The following is a 19,688-nucleotide window of genomic DNA, read 5'->3' as shown; positions in this document are numbered from 1 at the left end:
TTTCTTGACTTTTTGCATAAAACCACACATAATAGTATATGCGATGCGGATATAGTTCATTGGTAGAACACCAGCTTCCCAAGCTGGATAGGCGGGTTCGATTCCCGTTATCCGCTTTTTTTGATGCAAAATTGCGGCAAGGGGCTGTCGGGAAATAGAATTAGCCTACCAGATATTGATGTGAAATCTGCTATTATTTCCATATCTGGTATGACTTGTTCATTTCCCGCCAGCCTCTTTTAGGCAATATCTGTAAGCTTACTCTGCGGATTTCTTACCTGTCACAACCATTTCAACCGCTTTTTTCCACCCCATATGCTGGACCCTCCTCTTTCCACCATGCGGGTTTCGAAAGAAGCTCTGGGAAAAGCTGCTGTTGCTTTATTGGACCGGCAGCTTTATAAGAAACCGGAAAATCATATTAAAATTGAAATCTCCACCGAGCTGGTTGAACGAAACAGTGTGAAAAAACTGGCAAACAATTCACGTAAGCCAATATAGATCCCATCCGTTTAGATCCCATCCGTTTATCACCCTGCCCCCTTGCTGCACACTTTTCCCGGTGTTATAATTTAGTAAGTACCTAGTGCTGATACTATGGTTTCTGGCCGGATGGAACACCAGAATGAATCCGTTAAAAATATTATATGCAAGAAAGGGCAGTGATCGACATGATGAAACAGAATCTTTTCCAGGAAGCAGACACTTACAGGGACCGGCTTAAGACCGCCCGCTCCATACCGGCGGATGAACAGGCTTCCCTGGACCGCTATTTCCGAACCGGCCTCTCCTACAGCAGTAACGCTCTGGAAGGCAACGCACTGACACTGGAGGAAACCAGGCTGCTGCTGGTAAAAGGAACCGTATCCGGTGAAAAACCTCTGAAAGCCTATCTTGAGGTGGTGGGGCACGCCAACGCCTATGATTACATGCTCTCCTGTGCCAGAGACCCGCAGGCCACGCTGACCGAAGATATGATCAAAAAACTGCATTTTCTATTTTACCAGAAAATCGATCTGGATACCGCCGGTGTATACCGGGATATGCCGGTCTATATACCCGGAACGGAATATATCCCCCCTCTGTCGGAGGATGTTCCTCATCTGATGTCCCACTTTATCGATCAGATCCTATCCTCCGCAGCCACACTGCATCCCATCGAGCGGGCGGCTATGGCGCTGAAACGGCTGCTGGATATCCATCCGTTTACCGACGGAAACGGGCGGACCGGCAGATTATTGATGAACTATCTGCTGATCCGCGACGGATACAGCGCTGTCTCGATCTCTCCCGACCGGAAAGAGGAATATGTGAATGCTCTGATCGAAGCCCAGACCCGCAAAAACCCCGATCCCTTTATCGAACTGATCGGGCAGTGTGTGCTGGATACGCAGAAGGATTACTGCAGGCTGCTGAAGCTGGAAGGTTAAAGCCAGCCGTTCCAATTACAGAGCTCCTCCGACCTCTTAATGGCGTCCTCCCCGGATTTTCCCCTGACGCCGCAATAAAACTTCACTTTGGGCTCTGTGCCGGAGGGACGGACACAGCACCAGGCTGAATCCTCCAGCTCATAGTACAGGACATTGGATGCGGGAAGCTTTGTTTTCCCCATCGGATGTCCTGTCTTATTATAGACGGTTCCGGTCAGATAATCCCGGACTCTTTGTACCTGATATCCCATGATTTCGTCTGGCTGTTCTCTGCGCAGCCTTTCCATGGTCTGCCGGATTTTCTCCATACCGTCCATGCCTGCTGCGGTTCTGCTGACCAGATGTTCCTGATAGTATCCGTATGTGTCCCAAAGCTTTTGCATCTGCTCTGCCAGACTGATGCCCCGGCTCCTGTAATAAGCCGCTGCCTCGCACAGGCACAGCACGCCGCAGGCCGCGTCTTTATCCCTGGCATAAGTTCCGGCCAGACAGCCGAAGCTCTCTTCGTAACCAAATAAGAATTCATAATTACCCTCCTGCTCAAACCGCCGGATCTGTTCCCCGATATACTTAAAGCCGGTGAGAGTCTCCATCCGGTGGACACCATATCGGGCGGCGATAGCCTCCGTCATCTTACCGGACACGATGGTTGTCACGATGGCACCGTTTTCCGGCAGCTTCCCCGCTTCCTTCAAGCGTTCCAGCCGGTATTCACAGATGAGGGCCCCCGCCATATTACCGGTAAGCGCCAGATATCCGCCCCCGCCTTTTTTCACATAGGCGCCAAACCGGTCCGCATCCGGGTCCGTCGCAAACACCAGATCCGCATCCGCCTGCTTTGCCAGCCGCAAGGCCAGGGAGAAGGCTTCGGGATTCTCCGGGTTTGGACTGGATACGGTGGGAAAATCACCATCCGGCACTGCCTGCTCCTCTACGATAAATGTGTTCACAAATCCCAATTCCTTAAGCAGTCTTCTCACCGGAACATTTCCGGTGCCATGGAGCGGTGTATATACGATCCTCAGGCTGCCTGCCGTCTGTCTTACGGCTTCCGCCTCCAACAGGCAGCTTTTTACCGACTGCAGGTACCGGACATCCATATCATCTCCGGCCAGGCGGAGCAAGCCGCTCTCCCGGGCCTTCGTCTCGTCCATAATCCGGATCCGGGCCGTGCTGTGTATGTCCTGAATCTGCTCCATGATCTCCCGGTCCATAGGAGCTGTGATCTGGGCCCCGTCACCGCCGTATACCTTATAGCCGTTGTATTCCGGGGGGTTATGGCTGGCTGTAATCACGATCCCGGCCGCGCAGGAAAGCCGCCGTACGGTGAACGACAGCTGCGGGGTAGGACGCAGGGATTCATACAGCCAGACCCTGATTCCATTGGCACACAGGCACACCGCGGCCTCCATGGCAAACTTCGCCGAATTGTTCCTGGAGTCATAGGCGATGGCCACCTGAAGCGCTGGCCGGGCCTCCTTCCCCTCCTGGCTGTCCCTTCTTTCCCCCTGGGTTTTGTACTGTTTCAGAAGCGCATTGGCCAATCCCTGGGTAGCCCTGCGCACCACATAGCGGTTCATCCGGTTCGTGCCTGCTCCCATGATGCCCCGCATCCCTCCGGTTCCGAATTCCAGATCGCTGCCGAACTGTTCCTCGATCTTGGCAGCCGTAAGCCCCTGTAATTCCCTCTTGGTTTCTTCATCATAATATGGACTGGCGCACCATTCCTCATATTTTCTTTCCGCGGCGCTTTTAGCGCGCCTTATATTCAGGGGAGAGTGTATCATCTGTTCAACCCTCTTCCCGTTCTTCCTGTTATCCTCCAATGTCTTATCCTCCATGAACTGATCCTCTGATAACTGATCTTCCAATGACCGGCACAGCAGATGCGCCGGGTTATTTCATTCTTCCTTTTTGATACTGTTTCGGCGTGCAGCCGGTGTATTTCTTAAAGATCATGGAGAAATATTTGTAATCGGAAAAACCGACCTCCTCCGCGATCTCATAGATCTTGCTGTTTCCCTCCCGCATCATCTGCTGGGCCTTCTCGATCCGCTGCTGGTTCAGCCAGTCCACAAAATTAATCCCGGTCTCCTGCTTGAATACTTTACTGAAATAACTGGGAGAGACCCCGATCCGATCGGATATCTCCGCCAGAGTCAGGTCCTGCTGGTAATGCTCGCGCATATAACGCATAGCGATCCCGACGATATTGGAATAATTTCTGCTCTTTTTTTCCCGCATTCCCTGCTGCAGTTTTCCCGCCAGGTCCAGAACCCACACCCGGATTTCATCCAGCAGCCTGAATTTCTGGATATCCACATAGACATTCAGGGATTTTTCCAGACAGGCAAAACTGTCAACTCCCAGCTCTTCCGCCCGGTTGGTCAGCGCATTGACCAGCCGGCAGCAAAAATCCTTTACCTTCGTCTCCTGGATTCGTGCCTGGGCAAATGCTTCAAAGATATCATTCAAGAGCCGGCACAGGCTTTCCTCATCCATGGCCTCCAGATATTTTACCGCTTTTTTCTCTTCAGACAGCGGGTAATGATAGTCCCTCTTCTTCTCCTCCTGATACTCAGAATATGCCAGTATACTGCGCCTTCCGGTATAAAAACGTTCCGCCATGGCTTCCTTTGCTTCCTCATAAGAGTCGGGAACCGACAGGATCGATGGATAGATGTTCCCCAGGCTAATGGAGACATCCAGCTCCAGATAAAGTTCCAGGGCTTCCTGCACCTCCCTTAAGATATCCAGCTGCGAGAAGCGCTCCAGCCGTTCCATACTCATGATTCCCACAAAACTCATCCGCTCCGTCCAGATGACCATGCCTTTGCCGGATGTGTTCCGGAACAGGATTTCTTCCCCGATGTTGCAAACCGCAAATTTGTAGATTTCCCTGTCTTTCTCCATGCCCTTTCCCAGTATTTCGTATGCGATATCCAGATCAATCAGAAAAACCCCGTAGCGGCAGCCAGACAGGTTCACTTTCAGTTCCGATGCCTCACTGAGGATCACATCCCGCTCGTTAAATTCCCGCATCAACAGACGATGGGCAAATCTGGTGCGCAGGGCGGCGATATTCCGGTTGACCAGGTTTTCCGACTGCTTTCTGCCATCGTCTTTCGTCTGTTCCTCCCGGATCTGTTCCTGAAGCCTGCGGATCGTATCGATCAGTTCCTGCTCATTGACCGGTTTTACCAGATATTCATTCACACCGATCACGATCGCTTGTTTCGCATAGGCAAAATCCTCGTATCCGCTCAGAATAATGATTCGGGTGTCCGGAAGCTGTTCCTTTAATCTGCGCGCTAATTCCAGCCCATCCATCTGGGGCATACGGATATCTGTGATCACGATATCCGGCTTTATCTCAAGACATTTTTCCAGTGCGATCTCCCCATTGGGAGCCTCCGCCGCTATTTCCACTCCATATTTTTCCCATCCCACACTGCAGGCGATCCCTCTGCGGACGATCGCCTCGTCATCTACCAGAATAACCTTTGTCATAGATTCTCCTCCTCTAATGGCTGTGTCACAGTCACTACCGTCCCTGACCCGATCTTGCTCCTAAACTTAAGTCCATAGGGCTCCCCATAATGAAGCCGGACACGGTCGTGTACGTTTCGAATGGCAAACCCCCGGTTATCCTCACCCGGCTGGGTCAGCAGCCTGGCCACACTTCGTTCGTCCGCCCCGGCTCCGTCGTCCTGCACCTGGAAATACAGGCTTTTCTCCTCCCGCCAGACCGATATATGGATCGTCCCGTTACTCCCTTTCTTCTCGATTCCATGGTAAATGGCATTTTCCACCAGGGGCTGGAATACAAGCTTGATCGTTCTGCATTCCTGTGTGCCCTTTTCGATATCCAGTTCGAACGCGATCGTTTCTTCATACCGCTTCTTTTGTATGGCGATATAATAGTTCAGATATTCGATCTCCTTCTCCACTGTGGTAAATTCGCTCCCGCTGTTCAGGCTCAGCCGGAACAGCTTGGACAGGCTGTCCACCAGCTTTGCACTCTCACATGCTTTCTCGATCTTGCACATCCAGTAGATCGTATTTAACGTATTATATAAAAAATGAGGATTGATCTGTTCATATAACACCTGCAGTTGTGCCTCTTTCTGTTTGATCTGAACTGCATATACCTCATTGATCAGCTCATTTAACTTTTTCGTCATTTTATTAAAGCTGCGGCAAACCAAAGCCACCTCATCCTGTCCCTCTTCCGGCAATACGATATTGAAATTTTCCTTCTCCAGATTACTCATGGACCGGGCCAGCTCCCGCAAAGGCTTCAGCACACTCTTGGTGAAGATACTGGTACACAGGAAACAGAAAAAGATACTGATCACGATGGTCAGTACCGTCACCTGCTGAATGATGCGGCTGTCCCTGGTAAGTTCTTTTAACGGAACATAATTTACCAGCTTCCATCCCGTTGCTTTTAAGTTGACCGCAGTCAGCAGACATTTCACCCCGTTGATCTCTTTTGTAAAATAATTACCGGCCTTGTCCGTATCCTCTATTTTAAACCCTTTCTCCCCCAGAAAGCTTCCGATATCTTCCTTCTTCACAGCGGATACGATCTTTTCATCCTGATCCACGATGACTGTCTCACTGCCCTCGCACAGCAAATTCGACTGATAAATACCGGACACGTCTTTTTCCAGCACATTTACCTTAATAATCGCGAAATCCCTGGACAGGTCACTTGGATCTTTTAAGACCCTCAGCAGAGAAAATACATTTTGAGGAGAACCGTCAAAATCCAGGATCTGATCCTGGATGATCGTACATTTCCCCTGCTGTTTTACCAGCTGCTGCTCCAGTTCCGGTTCGATCGTATTTTTCGCGCTCATGGTGTCGAACTCCAGCCCGTTATAAGCTTTTACATAGACGGAGTATACATCTGTATTGAATACAATATAGTGATTGACCCGCTGCTGCGCCGCCAGCAGATCATAGACTAATTCCCTGGAGGTCGGAGAGGACGGACGCAGGCATTCCATAAACGCTTCATCCCTCCACATCTCCATTACCATAGAGTCCAAAGCCACGAACATGGAATTGATATTATCCGCCGTCTGCTGGACGGTATTCAAATTCGCCTGCGTAATCTGATTGTTGACGATTTTCACAGACTGCCGGTAAGAGATCGTCCCCACCAAAATAATCGGAATTACCGCGATAAGCAGTACGATGATATTTATTTTGTACTGCAGGCTGCTGAATTTATTTTTCATCCCAAACTCCATTCCGCCGCCTTTTCGTTGGCGGCACAAACAGTAATGAACGTCTACTTTCCGGTACAGGCATAGAAACGGCCAAAAGCCGTACGCGTCAGTACCCCTGCGCTACGGCTTTTCGCACCCCTGGTGCCGATGTAATGATGGTCAGCTTTCCTTCCAAAATAAAGCTGCCGTAACCATTTGGTATAATCAAATGGTCTCCTTTTTCTAATGGAACTCCGTCGATCCATCCGTTTCCTCCGATCACACTGAGGCATATAAAATTGCCCGTTTCCAATCTCGTATGTCCGAATGTCTCCAGTTTGCCGACACTATAATGCCTGCACTGATATAGCTCAGTCCTTCTGTAATTCCGTCCGCTGATGGTTTTGGCCTCGATGGGTACCGGCCGGTAAGGGGCCTGCATCACTTCCAGGCTCTGTTCCAGCTGAAGCTCCCTGGGCGTCTTATCGTCCAACCGGTCAAAATCATAGACCCGGTAGGTCAGATCACTGTTCTGCTGGATCTCCAGGATCAGGATTCCTCCCCCGATCGAATGGATACTGCCAGGATCGATCTGGAAAAAGTCCCCTTTGTGTACCGGGATCTTTTGCACCAGTTCCTCCCATCGTTTCTCCAGGACCAGTTTTCTTAATTCCTGTCTGTTGGCCGCCCGGTGCCCGAGTATGACAGATGCCCCGGGCTCACAGTCCAGGATATACCAGCATTCAGATTTCCCCGCCTGGCCGTTTTCATGGAGCCTGGCATAAGTATCATCCGGATGCACCTGGATACTTAAATCTTCCCTGGCGTCCAGAATCTTGATCAGCAACGGGAACTGGTCCCCCGGCAGATTCCCGAACAGCTGCCGCTTCCTGTTCCACAGCTCACTTAAGGTCCAATCCCGGTAGGTTTTGCTTATCACACGGCAGTCCCCATCCTGCCGGGCACTCACCGCCCAGCATTCCCCGGTCTTTTCAAAAGGGACGGGGTAACCGAATTCCTGTTTCAGACGTCCCCCGCCCCATATCTTTTCTTTAAAAATCGGCTCCAGGAATAAAAGCTCCTGACTCATGTCCCGTCCTTCCTATCTGTGCTTTTTCCTGGTATTCCCGTCAGCCGGGTGCCCTCCTGCATCTGCCGGATGATTTGGGACACCCTCCTGGCCGGGAGTTTTGCTGCTTATTCCTGTGTTAAACTTCTGCGTTTTTTCCAGATCACCAGAATCGCGATTCCAGCTGCTGCTGTCAGCATGATCAGGAATCCAACCGGCGCTTCATCGGAAGTCTGCGCCGCTGTGGTCTGGGAATCCTGGCTGTGGGACTGTCCAGAGGATTGGTCATCCGTGGACGGCTGCGGTGTCTTGTTCTTTTCCGCGACCACATATCTGCTGAAACTGTCGGTCTCAAATACCAGATATCCATCGATTATTTCAAAATGGATGCCTTCTCCGCTGCCAAAGTGATACAGCGCCAGTTTAGTCGTGTCATATCCCGCCGGAACCGGTATGCTTACCTGAACCTTTCCGTTGGGTTTTACGGCTGAATGGTCTTTGATCAGGCTGATATCAAATACCGTGAACTTACTGCTTACCTGGTCAAGTGCAGCTTCGATATCCTTAATCTGCTCCTCCTCCGTGAGTACAAAGGTCTGAAGCTGTGTATCCTCCGGCACTACTTTGCTCACTGCCTGTGCATAAATTCCCGTAGTCTCGTCAAGGTCATAGAATCCATCCGGGGTTGGCGTAGGAGTAGGGGTTGGCGTAGGGGTTGGCGTAGGTGTGGGTGTAGGCGTCGGGGTTGGCGTCGGTGTGGGCGTAGGGGTCGGCGTAGGCGTCGGTTCCGGTTCTTTTTCGATCAGTCCCGCGATTGCCTGGTTCAGGGCTTCCAGTTTCTGGTTTACCTGTTCCTGCGCATCGATCGTCGGATTCTGGGCCAACAGATCTTTCGCCGCCTGGATCGCCTCCTTTAAGGCTCCGGCAGTTTCATCCGTATACGAGGTCAGGTCCTTGCCTTGCGCTTCTGCCAGTTTATCCGCCAGTGCTTTCGTATCCGCCGGTTTTTTCACTAATCCGTCAACCGCATTATTAAGGGCATCCAATTTCTGATTAACCAGTTCCTGGTCATCGATGCCCGGATTCTGTGCCAGCAGATCCTGCGCCTCTTGTACCGCCGCGTTTAATGCCTGCACAGTTTCATCCGTATACTGGGTCAAATCCCTGCCTTCCAGCTCTGCCAGTGCATCTGTCAACGCTTTGGTATCCGCCGGCTTTTTCACCAGTCCTGCTACCGCGGCATCCAGCTTCGTGAGCTGCTCCGCTACAGCTTCCGGCGTCGCATTCTCATCCAATATAACACCTTCCGCTTCGGATATGGCGTTCTGTAAAGCTTCCCAGGTATCCGCCGTATATAATGTCTCATCTTTTGCTCTGGCTTCGGCAACCGCATCGATCAGCGGGTTCTTATCTGTTGTGCCTTGTGCGGTGGTAGATACCTTGGTTTCCAGAGCATCGCTTAGATTACCGGCTGCATCGGCTGCTGCCACCTTAAGTGTATATTCCGTTTCCGGACTCAGATTCAGGTAAGTATAATCGACCGCACTGCCTTCCAGTGTATCTGTCAATTCGTCATTCAGATAGACCAGATAAGCGATGACCGCTGTGTCATCCTGTGCCTGGGGCCAGGTAATCTTAACCGCCTGCGCACTTATCCCGGACGCGGTCAGGCTGCTGCCTTGCGGCCATGTCGGTGCTGTGGTATCTGTAAGACCGCTTACTTGAATGGTAACGGTCATCTCTGCGGTCTCTTTTCCGTCTGTTACGGTGAACGTAAGCTCGATATTTCCGGGTTCCTCCGGTGTCCAGCGGAAAGTTCCTGTGGCCGCATCGAACTCGGCTCCGTCGGGCTGTCCTTCTGTCAGTGCATAGGTCAGCTCGTCGCCATCCTCATCTGCTGCCGCTACCTGGAACGTGATCTCTTCTCCCACGGCTGCTGTCTGAGGTTCCATTTCCGTAAATACAGGCGCATGGTTCAGATCCGGATTCTGGTCCTTGGACAGCCTTCCGTAGACTTCCATCTCATAGATCGAGATTCCCCATTGCAGGGACTTGCGTACACTCTGCATCTTCACATAGCGTGCCGTGGTTTCCAGCGCAATGTCATCCAGTCCGCCTTCGAAATTCGTCTGTTCATAGACATCGGTCCAGTTTTTGCCGTCCATGGATACCTGTACTTTATATTCCATTGCATAGGAAGCTTCCCAGAAGATTTTGATATTGGAAATATCATAGTAGGCTTCCAGGTCTACATAGATCCAGTTGTCCTCCTTCTCGCTGGCGCCCCATCTGGAATCATTACTGTCTGTGATACCGTCAAATGCTTTCTCCGGTCCCTGGTTTTCATTGGACTGACTCATGGCGTAAGCAGGTTTGTTCAATGCTACGTTCTCCGGAGGAGGCAGTTCCCTGCCGTACACTTCAAATTCCCAGATAGAGTAGCCCCACTGGCCAGCTTTTCTGACGCCCTGCATCTTCACATAGCGTGCTTCTACCGGCTGATCCAGTTTTATTTTTTCGACACCGCCGGGACTGTCAGTCACTACATAGGCATCCGTCCATTCTTGTGCGTCATCCGAGACCTGGATCTTATATTCTCTGGCGTAAGAATCCTCCCAGTTCAAAACTACAGAGTCTATGAGATAGGTATCCTGCAGGTCCACATAGATCCAGTTGTCCGGGTCTTCCGAGCATCCCCAGCGTGTTCCCGTGTCTCCGTCAAACGCATAGAAGGGATCTCTTTGCTGGCCTTCCGAAAAGCTGCTGGCTGCTGCCGGCTTGTTCAATGCCAGGTTCACCGGAGGCTTCGGGGTTTCCCCGTATACTTCGAACTCCCAGATGGAGATTCCCCACTGGCCGGAATTCTGTATTCCCTGCATTTTCACATACTGTGCGTTGACATCCAGGGTTATTTCGTTTAATCCTCCCTGGTTATCCTCATTGAGATACACATCTTCCCAGTCTGTTCCGTTACCGGATACCTGGAGTTTATACTGCTTCGCATAGGAATCTTCCCAGTTGATCTTCACTTTCTGGATGTTATATTCCTGCTCCAGATCCACATAGAACCAGTTGTCAGGCTCTTCGCTTGCTCCCCAGCGGGTTCCCATGCTTCCGTCAACGGCCGCTTGCGCGGGCTGCTCATCATTGGACTGGGAGGAAGCAAAGGCAGGCTTATTCAGAGCCAGGTTTCTCTCCACTTCCTGGGCAACGCGGATACTGATATCCGTACTCTCTCCCGCTTTCAGGGTAACTTTTTTCGCGATGTCCCCAAGCCCGGAATTCTCCACATCCGCGGATGTCTCGAAGCTTCCGATACCGGAACGCTCGATTACGGTGATCGTCTGGTCCACATCTGAGGTCAGTGTGCAGTTGATGGTTCCTTCGTTCATATCCCATGTCATATTGTCGAGGGTTACCTGACATTTAGCCTTCAGCCCGGAAATGGAGCCAGTCGCCAGGCCAGAAGGGATGGCGGGTGCCAGTTCGATGGAATTCTCATCCGAAGACATACACATTTCCATCATAACACCCGGTACGGTGTTGGCTACGTCGGTACAGAAGGTTCCGCGGTTGTTATAGTGAGCGGTGGTCAGGCCGTCATAATAGAACCCGTCTTTTAAGAACCGCATCAGTTTCGCGCCCACGGATTCCCCGTTGTTTAATTTCGCCGCATTCATAGCCGCATGGAGCAGGCCATGTCCTGCGTTTTCATAACTGCCGCCGTCTTTTTTCTGCAGGGTAATCCGGGCTGCGTCGTAAAGCTCCGGCGTATCCTCTGCATTGATCATTCCATAGGGCCATACCCCAATCAGCTGGCTGGAATGGCGGTGTCCGTACTGTTCCCTGTTCATCAGGCTCGGCCAGGAGTATTCGGCCAGGGCGCCGTCGTCATTGATCAGCACCGGCGGAAGATCGTTCAGGATCGACTGCCATTTGGAGATCGGCGCATCTTCGCTTTCCTCTATTCCAAGGATTTCGCAGGTCTCAAGCAGAGTCTCCAGGGCGAACCTGGCACCCGTGATATCAAAGGTGGAATTGTTCACCAGAACAGCGTCCAATCCTGCCGGACGGTTTTCCGGAGAGATCGATCCTGCGAATATAAAGTTGCCGTTCTCATCTTTTTCGGTCAGGAAGTCTTCGTAGAAATAGCCCAGTTCCTTAATCATCGGATACAGGTCGTTCCTAAGGAAGTCCTCATCCCTGGTAATCTGGTAGTATTCCCAGAACGGGTACAATAACCATGCTTCCCCGCCCGTTACATACTGGTAAGGATAATCGTAATTCAGTGACGATATGATTCCGGAGATTTCTCCCGGTGAATTACCTCCGGTCAATAAGCCCCGGCACTTCAGCAGTTTCATTGCGTTAGTCTGGAAATCATCTTTCCAGGCTTCGATCAGATGGAAGTAGCCCTCCATCGCTTCCGGCATGTTACCGATATTTCCGCTGGATATCTGCAGATTTAAGTTCGCATCCAGATGGTAATATCCGCTCCAGCCAACCTTGCTGTCACCGGTCCACAGTCCTAACAGATCCGGAGGCGCCACCTCGCTGCTGGAAGACAGATAATGATATCTTCCCGCCGCAAAGATCTTCTCGTAAAGCGCCAGCACCGGTGTCGCAGATGTTTTCTGCATGGCCAGCAGTTCTTCGTTGGGAAGCATCCGTTCCTCGGAAGGTGCGTTCAGATCCATACTGACACGGTCATAGATCTCTTTGTGTGTAGCGATCTGGCCTTCCATCAGCGTGTCATAATTATCGGTCACTTTGGCTAGCTCCGCCTGCAGAGTCCCGGCACGAAAGCCAGCTTCACAGTCGGTGTAATACTTTTCATTTTTCGTTAACAGCAGCACATAGGTAGCGTTGGAAATGGTCATCTTGCCATCAGCATCCAGGCTCTTGGTTCCGTCGGTAACTACTCTCGTGACACCTTCGTATCCCGCGCCGCCCGCATTGGGATAGACCGCACGGATATTCAGATAATCCTCTGTCGAAGCATCTGTATAGGTCACGCCTCTGTCCACCATATGCATATCAGGGTCTGTGGTCAGCTGTACGGTACAGCTGAAATCATCCGCCTGATCAGGCTTGGTCAGATACTGAACGGCCACGTTGTCCTGACGGGATACAAAGGAAGTACGTCTCCATGTTCCCCTCTCATCCGTCCAGTTTACGGAGATCTCGCCGGTAGAATAATCGCAGATCCGGGAATAATCCTGTACGGTTCCTCCGTCTCCCAGCATTTCCAGCATCATTTTGTAACCAGGGTGCTTATCGCCCTCGCCGCCATCCTTCCAGCCATGTACCTGATTGGCCAGCGTATTGGCTTCCTTCCACTGTTCGTTCACCAGGTACTCTTTGATCTGATCCAGATCTTCCTGGCTCACATCATTGATCTGCCGGGTAGGTCTGTCCGTGGTGGCAGCCATGAAGAACTTCCTGTCATTGAATATCGTGGTCTCTTTCAGCGGATCACCGAATACCATGATACCGATCTTTCCGTTTCCGGCTACAAAGGAATTCGCCCAGTCGGAATATTGTTTCGGGTAAGTCTTTGAGATTCCGAGGGCCGCTCCATAATTTGCGCTCAGGGTCTTTACCTCGGAGGAAGGTCCTTCCCCCTCGCTGCTGGCATTGCCGTAAGTATCCACAGCCTGTACCCGGAAATGATAGTTCTGGCCGGCGCTTAATCCGGTTACTTCTGCGCTGGTCTGATCCGCTTCCAGGGATTTCATCAGCTTTCCATCCCGGTAGAGCAGATATTCCGCCACACCGCTGTCATCCTTCGCCGCTGTCCAGCTCAAAACTGCGCTGGTCTCGCCGATATCGGATGCGGTAAGGGTCTGATCCTCGAATACGGGAGCTGCCGTGTCCGCAGCCAGCTTGTCATTTACCGTGATTAACAATGTCCTGGTTGCCTTTTCCTCCCCGTTGTCAGCGGTAAAGCTGATCGGATATTTGCCGCTCTGATCCGCGTCCGGCGTCCAGTTGAATACACCTGTCACAGAATCCAGCTGCGCGCCTCTTGGCAGGCTTCCCAGCACACCATAGGTGATGGCTTTGCTCTGGCTGTCCTTTGCATGGACGGTGAAAGTAAGGTTCTTGCCCTCATCCACGTTCTGGTCATCCATTTTTTCGAATACCGGCGCGACGGTTGTGGTTTCATCCTGAGCTCCGTAAACTTCAAACTCATAGATAGAATAGCCGAATTTGCTTCCGCGCTCTGTCCCTGTTAATTTCACATACCGGGCCTTGGCTTTGCATTCGATTAAATCCGTGCCCCCGTCTCCGTTATCCGTGGCATAAACCGGCGTCCAGTCCTCTTTATTCTCGGATACCTGGATGTTATACCCTTTTCCATATGCGTTTTCCCAGATAATCTTCACTGTTGTAAGATCATAGATGTCGCCTAAGTCTACCAGGAACCACTCATTATCCGTCTGGGCGGATTCCCAGCGGGAACCGGTGTTGCCGTCTACCGCATTGCCGGAGGTGTTATCCCCTGTCAGGGTAGAACATTCGGTTTTCTTATCCAGTGCAAGATTCTCAGCGGTTACCGCAGAGGATTCCGGAGCTGTCACATCTGCCCTCGGCCAAATGGTATAGGTATTTTTTCCTTCTTTGATATCCGCGAAGGGTCCCGCCACCATGTTGTCCTGATCATATTTCTTGTCGAAGAAGTCCTTATTCACAATCGCCCGGATACTTTCGCCTGCCGGATAGATATCTCCGATCAGAGCAGGATTTACCATCTGGCGTCCGCCGAATACGGAATCATCCATGTCAAATGAAATGGTAACCGAATCCGTGCCGGCTCTGTAGGTAAAGTTCGATCCAACGTTCGACGCATTGCCTTCCATTCGGCTATTTGTGCCTTTGGGTTTGGCGATCGGTTTTTTGATGGAAATGTTGTTATACCACATAAAATACTGAGGAGAAGAATACACTTCCCTGTCATTCATCGTATGGGGCTCAAATACCATACAGTTCCGTCCTTCTCCGTCGTAGGCCATGCCTTCGTTGAAGAATAAGTTGTTGGCAAATACAACACCGGCGCCGTCCAGAGAACGGAACTGGTTGCTGTCGATGAAGATATTGTTGTCTACCAGGATCGGTCCAACGACCGCTTCACAGTAGTAACCCCAGTTGCTTTTGATAACCACGTTCTGGGTAATCCGGATACCCTGGTTGCCCCAGTCAGTCCAGATTCCTGCCGTGCCGCCGCCGGTGGTATTGCGGACATAGTTGCCCTTCACCAGACCGTCATTGCAGTAGTGCAGCTTGATTCCTGCAGTCTCTGCCGCGACGAATTCATTCCGGTAGTTGGTGTCTTCGATCACATTGTTCAGAATCTGGGATTTCCAGGAAAACACGCCGGCGATTCCGCACTGGCCGCTTTTCTGGATCAGGTTGTTTCTGACAATATGCTGTCCGTACTTATCGATATCCTTGTAGCTGGTAAAATATTTTTTATCCTCGGGATGATTATTTCTGGGGTCCCGGTTACCTGCCCACATATCGCAGCGCAGGCCGATGTCGATCGCGATGGAACGCGCATGGATGATCGTACAGTTCTCGATAATCCATTTGAGTCCGCCGTTGGTGCTGATCGCACCGGACTGGCAATGCTCCGGATATCCCGGGAAGTCCGAATACATATTTGCCGAGTGCTCCACCCGGAATCCATCCACTGTGATAAAGGCCAGTCCCCATTCGGCCGGCGCGAAACACTGCTGGCGCACATTGATCTCCGCCAGCTCCTTATTGGGGTCGGCATCTCCGAAGTTGGCATAGATCGTCGTGCTACCTGTATTTTCATCCACCACGGAGCACCAGCTCTTCGAGTCTTTCGCTACGTCGGAGCTGTCTTTCTTCTGGTAATAGGCTTCCCCGTTTAAGTAGACATCCCCGCAGTTATAGATGGGAAAATAGTCAAACGTATCTTTCCCATGTCCTTTGGTGTATGGATTATAATCGCCAAAGAAATCATTCTCAAGCTCGACCTTCCATATGTCTCCCTCCTGCTCCCAGGCGGTGATCTGCTCGGAACCTTTGATTACCACATTTTTAGGATCTTCTGCCACATAGGTGATCCGGTTCTGTTCACTGGTACCGCCCCGGGCCGGCCTTACCGTCTCCCGATAAATCCCTGCCTGTACAAGGACCGTATCCCCCGGATACGCTTCCTGGGCAGCCTTGTTAATCGTCTGGTACGGAGCGTCTTTGCTTCCGTCATTCCTGTCGCTTCCGGTCTCTGCTGAGACATAGATCACTTTTCCCGTTTCAGCCGCCAGCGCCCGGCTGTCCATAAACAGGCAGGCCATCACACACAGAAGGCCAAACAGCAGTGTCTGCGACAATCTTTTCAAGTTACTTGTCTGCATCCCCTAACCTCTCTTTCTCCTTTTTTTATCTACAATGTCAAATCCTCATAAACATCCGCGTTACGCTCCACTTTCTGCCCCTCGGTTTTCTCCTGCATCAGCGCTTCGTATTTGTCTGATACGATCAGGTCTCTGACCACGCTCAGTCTCTGTGCGTCGTTCAGGATATTTTCCGTCAACAGTTCCATGTCTGCCGCCTCTTCCTCACTGATCCGTATGTACGCTTTCAGTCCTTCCGCCTTCTCGGCGGCCACATAGTCCTTCACTTCCTGGTCGCTGATATCATTGCGCACCGTCCGGTTCAGGACATAATCGAGAATCTCCTGGTAGCTGCCGAATACATCCGTATCATATAGTTCCAGAGTCGGTATCTCCTCTTTTTCCACCGGAACACAGAAGGCTTCCGTGATATTTTCGGGCTGGTAATTCATCAGCTCGTCAAAATCCGTGGTTTTGATCAGGCCTTTTTCTTTTGCGTAGGCCATTTCGGTTTTTATCCGAACAGCCTGCTCAAGCGCCTCTTCCTTCAGACAATCCAGGGGAGTTCCATCATTGCCGTAGGCTTTCGTCCAGGCATCCGGATCTTCACTCAGATCAACATCGTATTTCTCTTCAAAGTAAAGCTTTATACTGCCTTTCCTCCCGTTCATCAGTTCCTCGACCAGGGCCTGCTCGATCACTTCGTCACCGACTTTGGCCACCGGTTTTGTCTCCTTCGAGGAACAGCCGCCCAGTGTACCGATCATCGTCAACACCAGGCAGCCCATGCAAAACCTCTTCCATAAATTCTGTTTCATTCGCATTCCTTCCTTATCCTGTCCGTGTCATCAGACCGGCTCCAGCGCGCTTAATACATCCCGGACCGGCACCTGCGCCAGTCCGATACTGGTGTCACAGCAGCCATAATAGAGATACAGAAGATCTTCCACCAAGATAGCAGCTGTGGGAAATACCGTATTGGGTATCACCAGGCCATGCTTTTCATAATATTCTTCCGGTTCCATCAGAAAATCCTTTGACCGGGCCAATACCTTTCCCGGCTGTTCTAAATCCAACAGCATGGCGCCCACCCGGTATACATGGAATTCATCCACGCCGTGATAGAACAACAGCCAGCCCGCTTCGGTTTTCACCGGCGACGCTGCCGCTCCGATCTTCGTGCCCTCCCATTCGAGATTTTCCGCCACAGCCACCAGCTCCGGCTTCGACCATTCCATCAGATCGTCGGAATAGGAGATCCATATTCCCGGGATGTCCGTCCCGTACTCTTCGCCCACATAGGAGAGCGGTCGTCTGAGAATCGCATATTTCCCGTCTATCTTTTCCGGGAACAGCGCGTTATCCCGGTCATCGATGTCCGCCGGCGTCGTATAGCACAATTGTGTAAAATGCCGGTGATCCGTGGAGACTGCGATTCCGGACCGGGTGATCATCGGTTCCGTATCATTTTCCTTCCACTGCGGATAATGCTCCGGGAAATAATCCGGCAGCGTATAGCCGGTGGGCCAGCAGTCAAACGCATATGGCTGAAGGGCGTAACACATATAGATCGTGCCGTCGATCTTCACTACCCTGGCGTCCTCTACGCTGCCCATGGGATATCCCAGCATAGCTCCGGTGAAAACCGGCTCCTCCCCTGCCTGGGAAAAATGGATGCCATCCTCACTGACCAGCAGTCCGATGGCTGTCTGAAAAGGGGTCAGCGATCCCGCCGAGCGCTCATACAGATAGAATTTCCCGTCATCATAGAGCACACCCGGATTAAATACCGCCGCCCTTCTCCACTCACTGCCTCCCGTCGTGACGATCGGATTGCCGGGATGTCGATTTATCTTTATCATTCACTCACCTAGCCTTTGACAGCTCCCGCCGTCATTCCCTCAATAATTTTCTTGCTGAACAGCAGGTACACGACGATAACCGGAATAATAGAAATCATCATGGCCGCCATCAGTGTCGTATAATTCGTCGTAAACTGTCCGTTAAAATTCGTAAGCCCCACCGGAAGCGTCCGTAGCCTGTCCTTAGTCACCAGGACCAGCGCAAACGGGAACTCGTTCCACGTATCCAGAAACGCCAGGATCAGTGACGTGGACATAACCGGCCTGCAAAGCGGCAGGATAATCCGGCTCATCGTTGTTAAGACCGTGGCCCCGTCCATATAGGCCGCCTCCTCCAACTCCCATGGGATGGACTTGATAAAACTTTCAAACAGGAAGATCGCAAGCGGCAGCCGGATCGCGATATAAGGGATGATCAGTGTAAACCATTTATCTTCCATATGTAACGCTTTCATCTGTACGAACAACGGTACCAGCAGCGCATACACCGGCGTCATCATTCCCACCAGGAATAATGTATAGATCGCATTTCTTCCCCGGAACTGATAGCGGGACAGCACATAGCCGATGCAAAAGGCAAAGATCAGGACAAATGCCACCGTCACCAGCGTGTTCAGCGCGCTGCTTAGAAAGTTCACATACAGCTTTCCGTCAATAAACGCAGACCGGTAATTTTCAAACTGCAGATGAGCCGGCAGGGATACGATATCCAGCATAAACTCTTCTTTTGTCTTAAGCGAAGAGTACGCAACCCATATAATCGGAAAAATACAGGCGATAGAGAAGAGAAGCAGTATGAGGTTATAAACACAATTTCCAATTTTACGTACCGGTCTCATTCCTTTACCTCCGTCAGTTTCCGAAAGATAATAACCAAAGCAAAACTGATCACAAAGATCCCGATGGAGATCGCGCTGCCGTATCCATATCTCATTCTCACAAATGATACGTTATAGGCATACTGGGCAAGAACCATCGAACTGGTCCCGGGCCCTCCGCCCGTCAGCACAAAGATATGGGTAAATACCAGCATATTCGATGCGATACTCAGCATAATGGCCACCTTGATCGAATCCAGGATCAGCGGAAATGTGATATACATCGCTTTCTTGGCTCCCGTCACTCCGTCCAGCTCGCACACCTCATAGATGTCCTTGGGAATCCCCTGGACCGCCGACATGAATATAATCAGCGGAACCCCGATATACTGCCAGATGAGCGGAACTGTAACTGAAGCCAGCACTACTTTCGGATCATCCAGCCACGGTCTGATCCAACCCTCCAGTCCGATTCCCCGCAGCAGTGCGTTGAGAATCCCGTAATTGCTGCTGTACACCATCTGCCAGATATAACCCACAACTACCGCTGAGAGCACCACCGGCAGGAAGATGACTGTCCGGTGAAAAGCCCGGAACTTCGTAGCCTTCGAGGAAAACAGTACGGTCAGAAGAAATGCCAGAGCCATCTGTATCGTCACATTGGCAAATACAATAATCAGATTGTGAGTCAGAGAGCTCCAGAATACCTTATCCTTCAGAAGAGCCGCGTAGTTGTCAAGGCCGATGAAGTTCTTAACCGGTCCCAGCGACCAGTCCGTCAGGCTGTAGCCAAAAGCCGTAAACAGCGGGATCAATATGACGAAGAGATAAATTGCAAGTCCCGGCCCGACCAGTGCGGTCAGAGTCGCGGGATTGATTTTACGAGAATTTCCTTTTTTCATGTTCAAAGTGCCTTCCTGATTC

General features: G+C 51.2%; 11 protein-coding genes and 1 tRNA gene. 3 read left to right on the top strand and 9 right to left on the bottom strand.

All coding sequences use genetic code 11. The features are described 5' to 3' along the window. The first annotated feature begins 45 nt into the window (after nucleotides 1-45). The 3 genes from ABC831_RS20660 (at nucleotide 46) to ABC831_RS20655 (ending at nucleotide 1,430) form a co-directional block, all read left to right on the top strand. Nucleotides 46-116: transfer RNA gene (locus ABC831_RS20660), tRNA-Gly, on the top strand. 199 nt (nucleotides 117-315) lie between these two features. After that, entirely contained in the window at nucleotides 316-501 is a 186-nt protein-coding gene (locus ABC831_RS26565; RefSeq protein WP_425524611.1) for a substrate-binding domain-containing protein, read from the top strand. A 146-nt stretch (nucleotides 502-647) separates the two neighbouring features. Further along, the gene (locus ABC831_RS20655) at nucleotides 648-1,430 is read left to right on the top strand and encodes a Fic family protein (RefSeq protein WP_343249959.1); all 783 of its coding nucleotides are present in this window, start codon (nucleotides 648-650) and stop codon (nucleotides 1,428-1,430) included. Here the strand turns inward: ABC831_RS20655 and ABC831_RS20650 are convergent. The 9 genes from ABC831_RS20650 to ABC831_RS20610 form a co-directional block, all read right to left on the bottom strand. Beyond that, nucleotides 1,427-3,217, bottom strand: coding sequence for a phospho-sugar mutase (locus ABC831_RS20650; RefSeq protein WP_343249982.1), 1,791 nt, complete (start codon nucleotides 3,215-3,217; stop codon nucleotides 1,427-1,429). The genes ABC831_RS20655 and ABC831_RS20650 overlap by 4 nt on opposite strands. A 109-nt stretch (nucleotides 3,218-3,326) precedes the next feature. Then, on the bottom strand, nucleotides 3,327-4,940 hold the full coding sequence (locus tag ABC831_RS20645; protein ID WP_343249958.1) for a response regulator: 1,614 nt from the start codon (nucleotides 4,938-4,940) through the stop codon (nucleotides 3,327-3,329). Then, on the bottom strand, nucleotides 4,937-6,679 hold the full coding sequence (locus tag ABC831_RS20640) for a cache domain-containing sensor histidine kinase (RefSeq protein ID WP_343249957.1): 1,743 nt from the start codon (nucleotides 6,677-6,679) through the stop codon (nucleotides 4,937-4,939). The genes ABC831_RS20645 and ABC831_RS20640 overlap by 4 nt, the downstream gene beginning before the upstream one ends. A gap of 97 nt (nucleotides 6,680-6,776) precedes the next feature. After that, nucleotides 6,777-7,739, bottom strand: a complete 963-nt coding sequence (locus ABC831_RS20635; RefSeq protein WP_343249956.1) for a type I phosphomannose isomerase catalytic subunit — start codon at nucleotides 7,737-7,739, stop codon at nucleotides 6,777-6,779. 107 nt (nucleotides 7,740-7,846) lie between these two features. Beyond that, the gene (locus ABC831_RS20630; RefSeq protein WP_343249955.1) at nucleotides 7,847-16,105 is read right to left on the bottom strand and encodes a discoidin domain-containing protein; all 8,259 of its coding nucleotides are present in this window, start codon (nucleotides 16,103-16,105) and stop codon (nucleotides 7,847-7,849) included. 29 nt (nucleotides 16,106-16,134) lie between these two features. Continuing rightward, entirely contained in the window at nucleotides 16,135-16,902 is a 768-nt protein-coding gene (locus tag ABC831_RS20625; protein ID WP_343249954.1) for a hypothetical protein, read from the bottom strand. A gap of 30 nt (nucleotides 16,903-16,932) precedes the next feature. Beyond that, entirely contained in the window at nucleotides 16,933-17,946 is a 1,014-nt protein-coding gene (locus ABC831_RS20620; protein WP_343249953.1) for a glycoside hydrolase family 130 protein, read from the bottom strand. A gap of 8 nt (nucleotides 17,947-17,954) precedes the next feature. Next, the gene (locus ABC831_RS20615; RefSeq protein WP_343249952.1) at nucleotides 17,955-18,785 is read right to left on the bottom strand and encodes a carbohydrate ABC transporter permease; all 831 of its coding nucleotides are present in this window, start codon (nucleotides 18,783-18,785) and stop codon (nucleotides 17,955-17,957) included. Next, a complete protein-coding gene (locus ABC831_RS20610; RefSeq protein ID WP_343249951.1) occupies nucleotides 18,782-19,666 on the bottom strand; it encodes a carbohydrate ABC transporter permease in 885 nt (294 codons plus the stop codon). Before ABC831_RS20610 ends, ABC831_RS20615 begins: the two co-directional genes overlap by 4 nt. Between the last annotated feature and the right edge of the window lie 22 nt (nucleotides 19,667-19,688).

The sequence above is a fragment of the Diplocloster hominis genome, assembly GCF_032380655.1.
Taxonomy (GTDB): domain Bacteria; phylum Bacillota; class Clostridia; order Lachnospirales; family Lachnospiraceae; genus Diplocloster; species Diplocloster hominis.
This window is presented reverse-complemented; position numbering and strand designations above follow the sequence as displayed.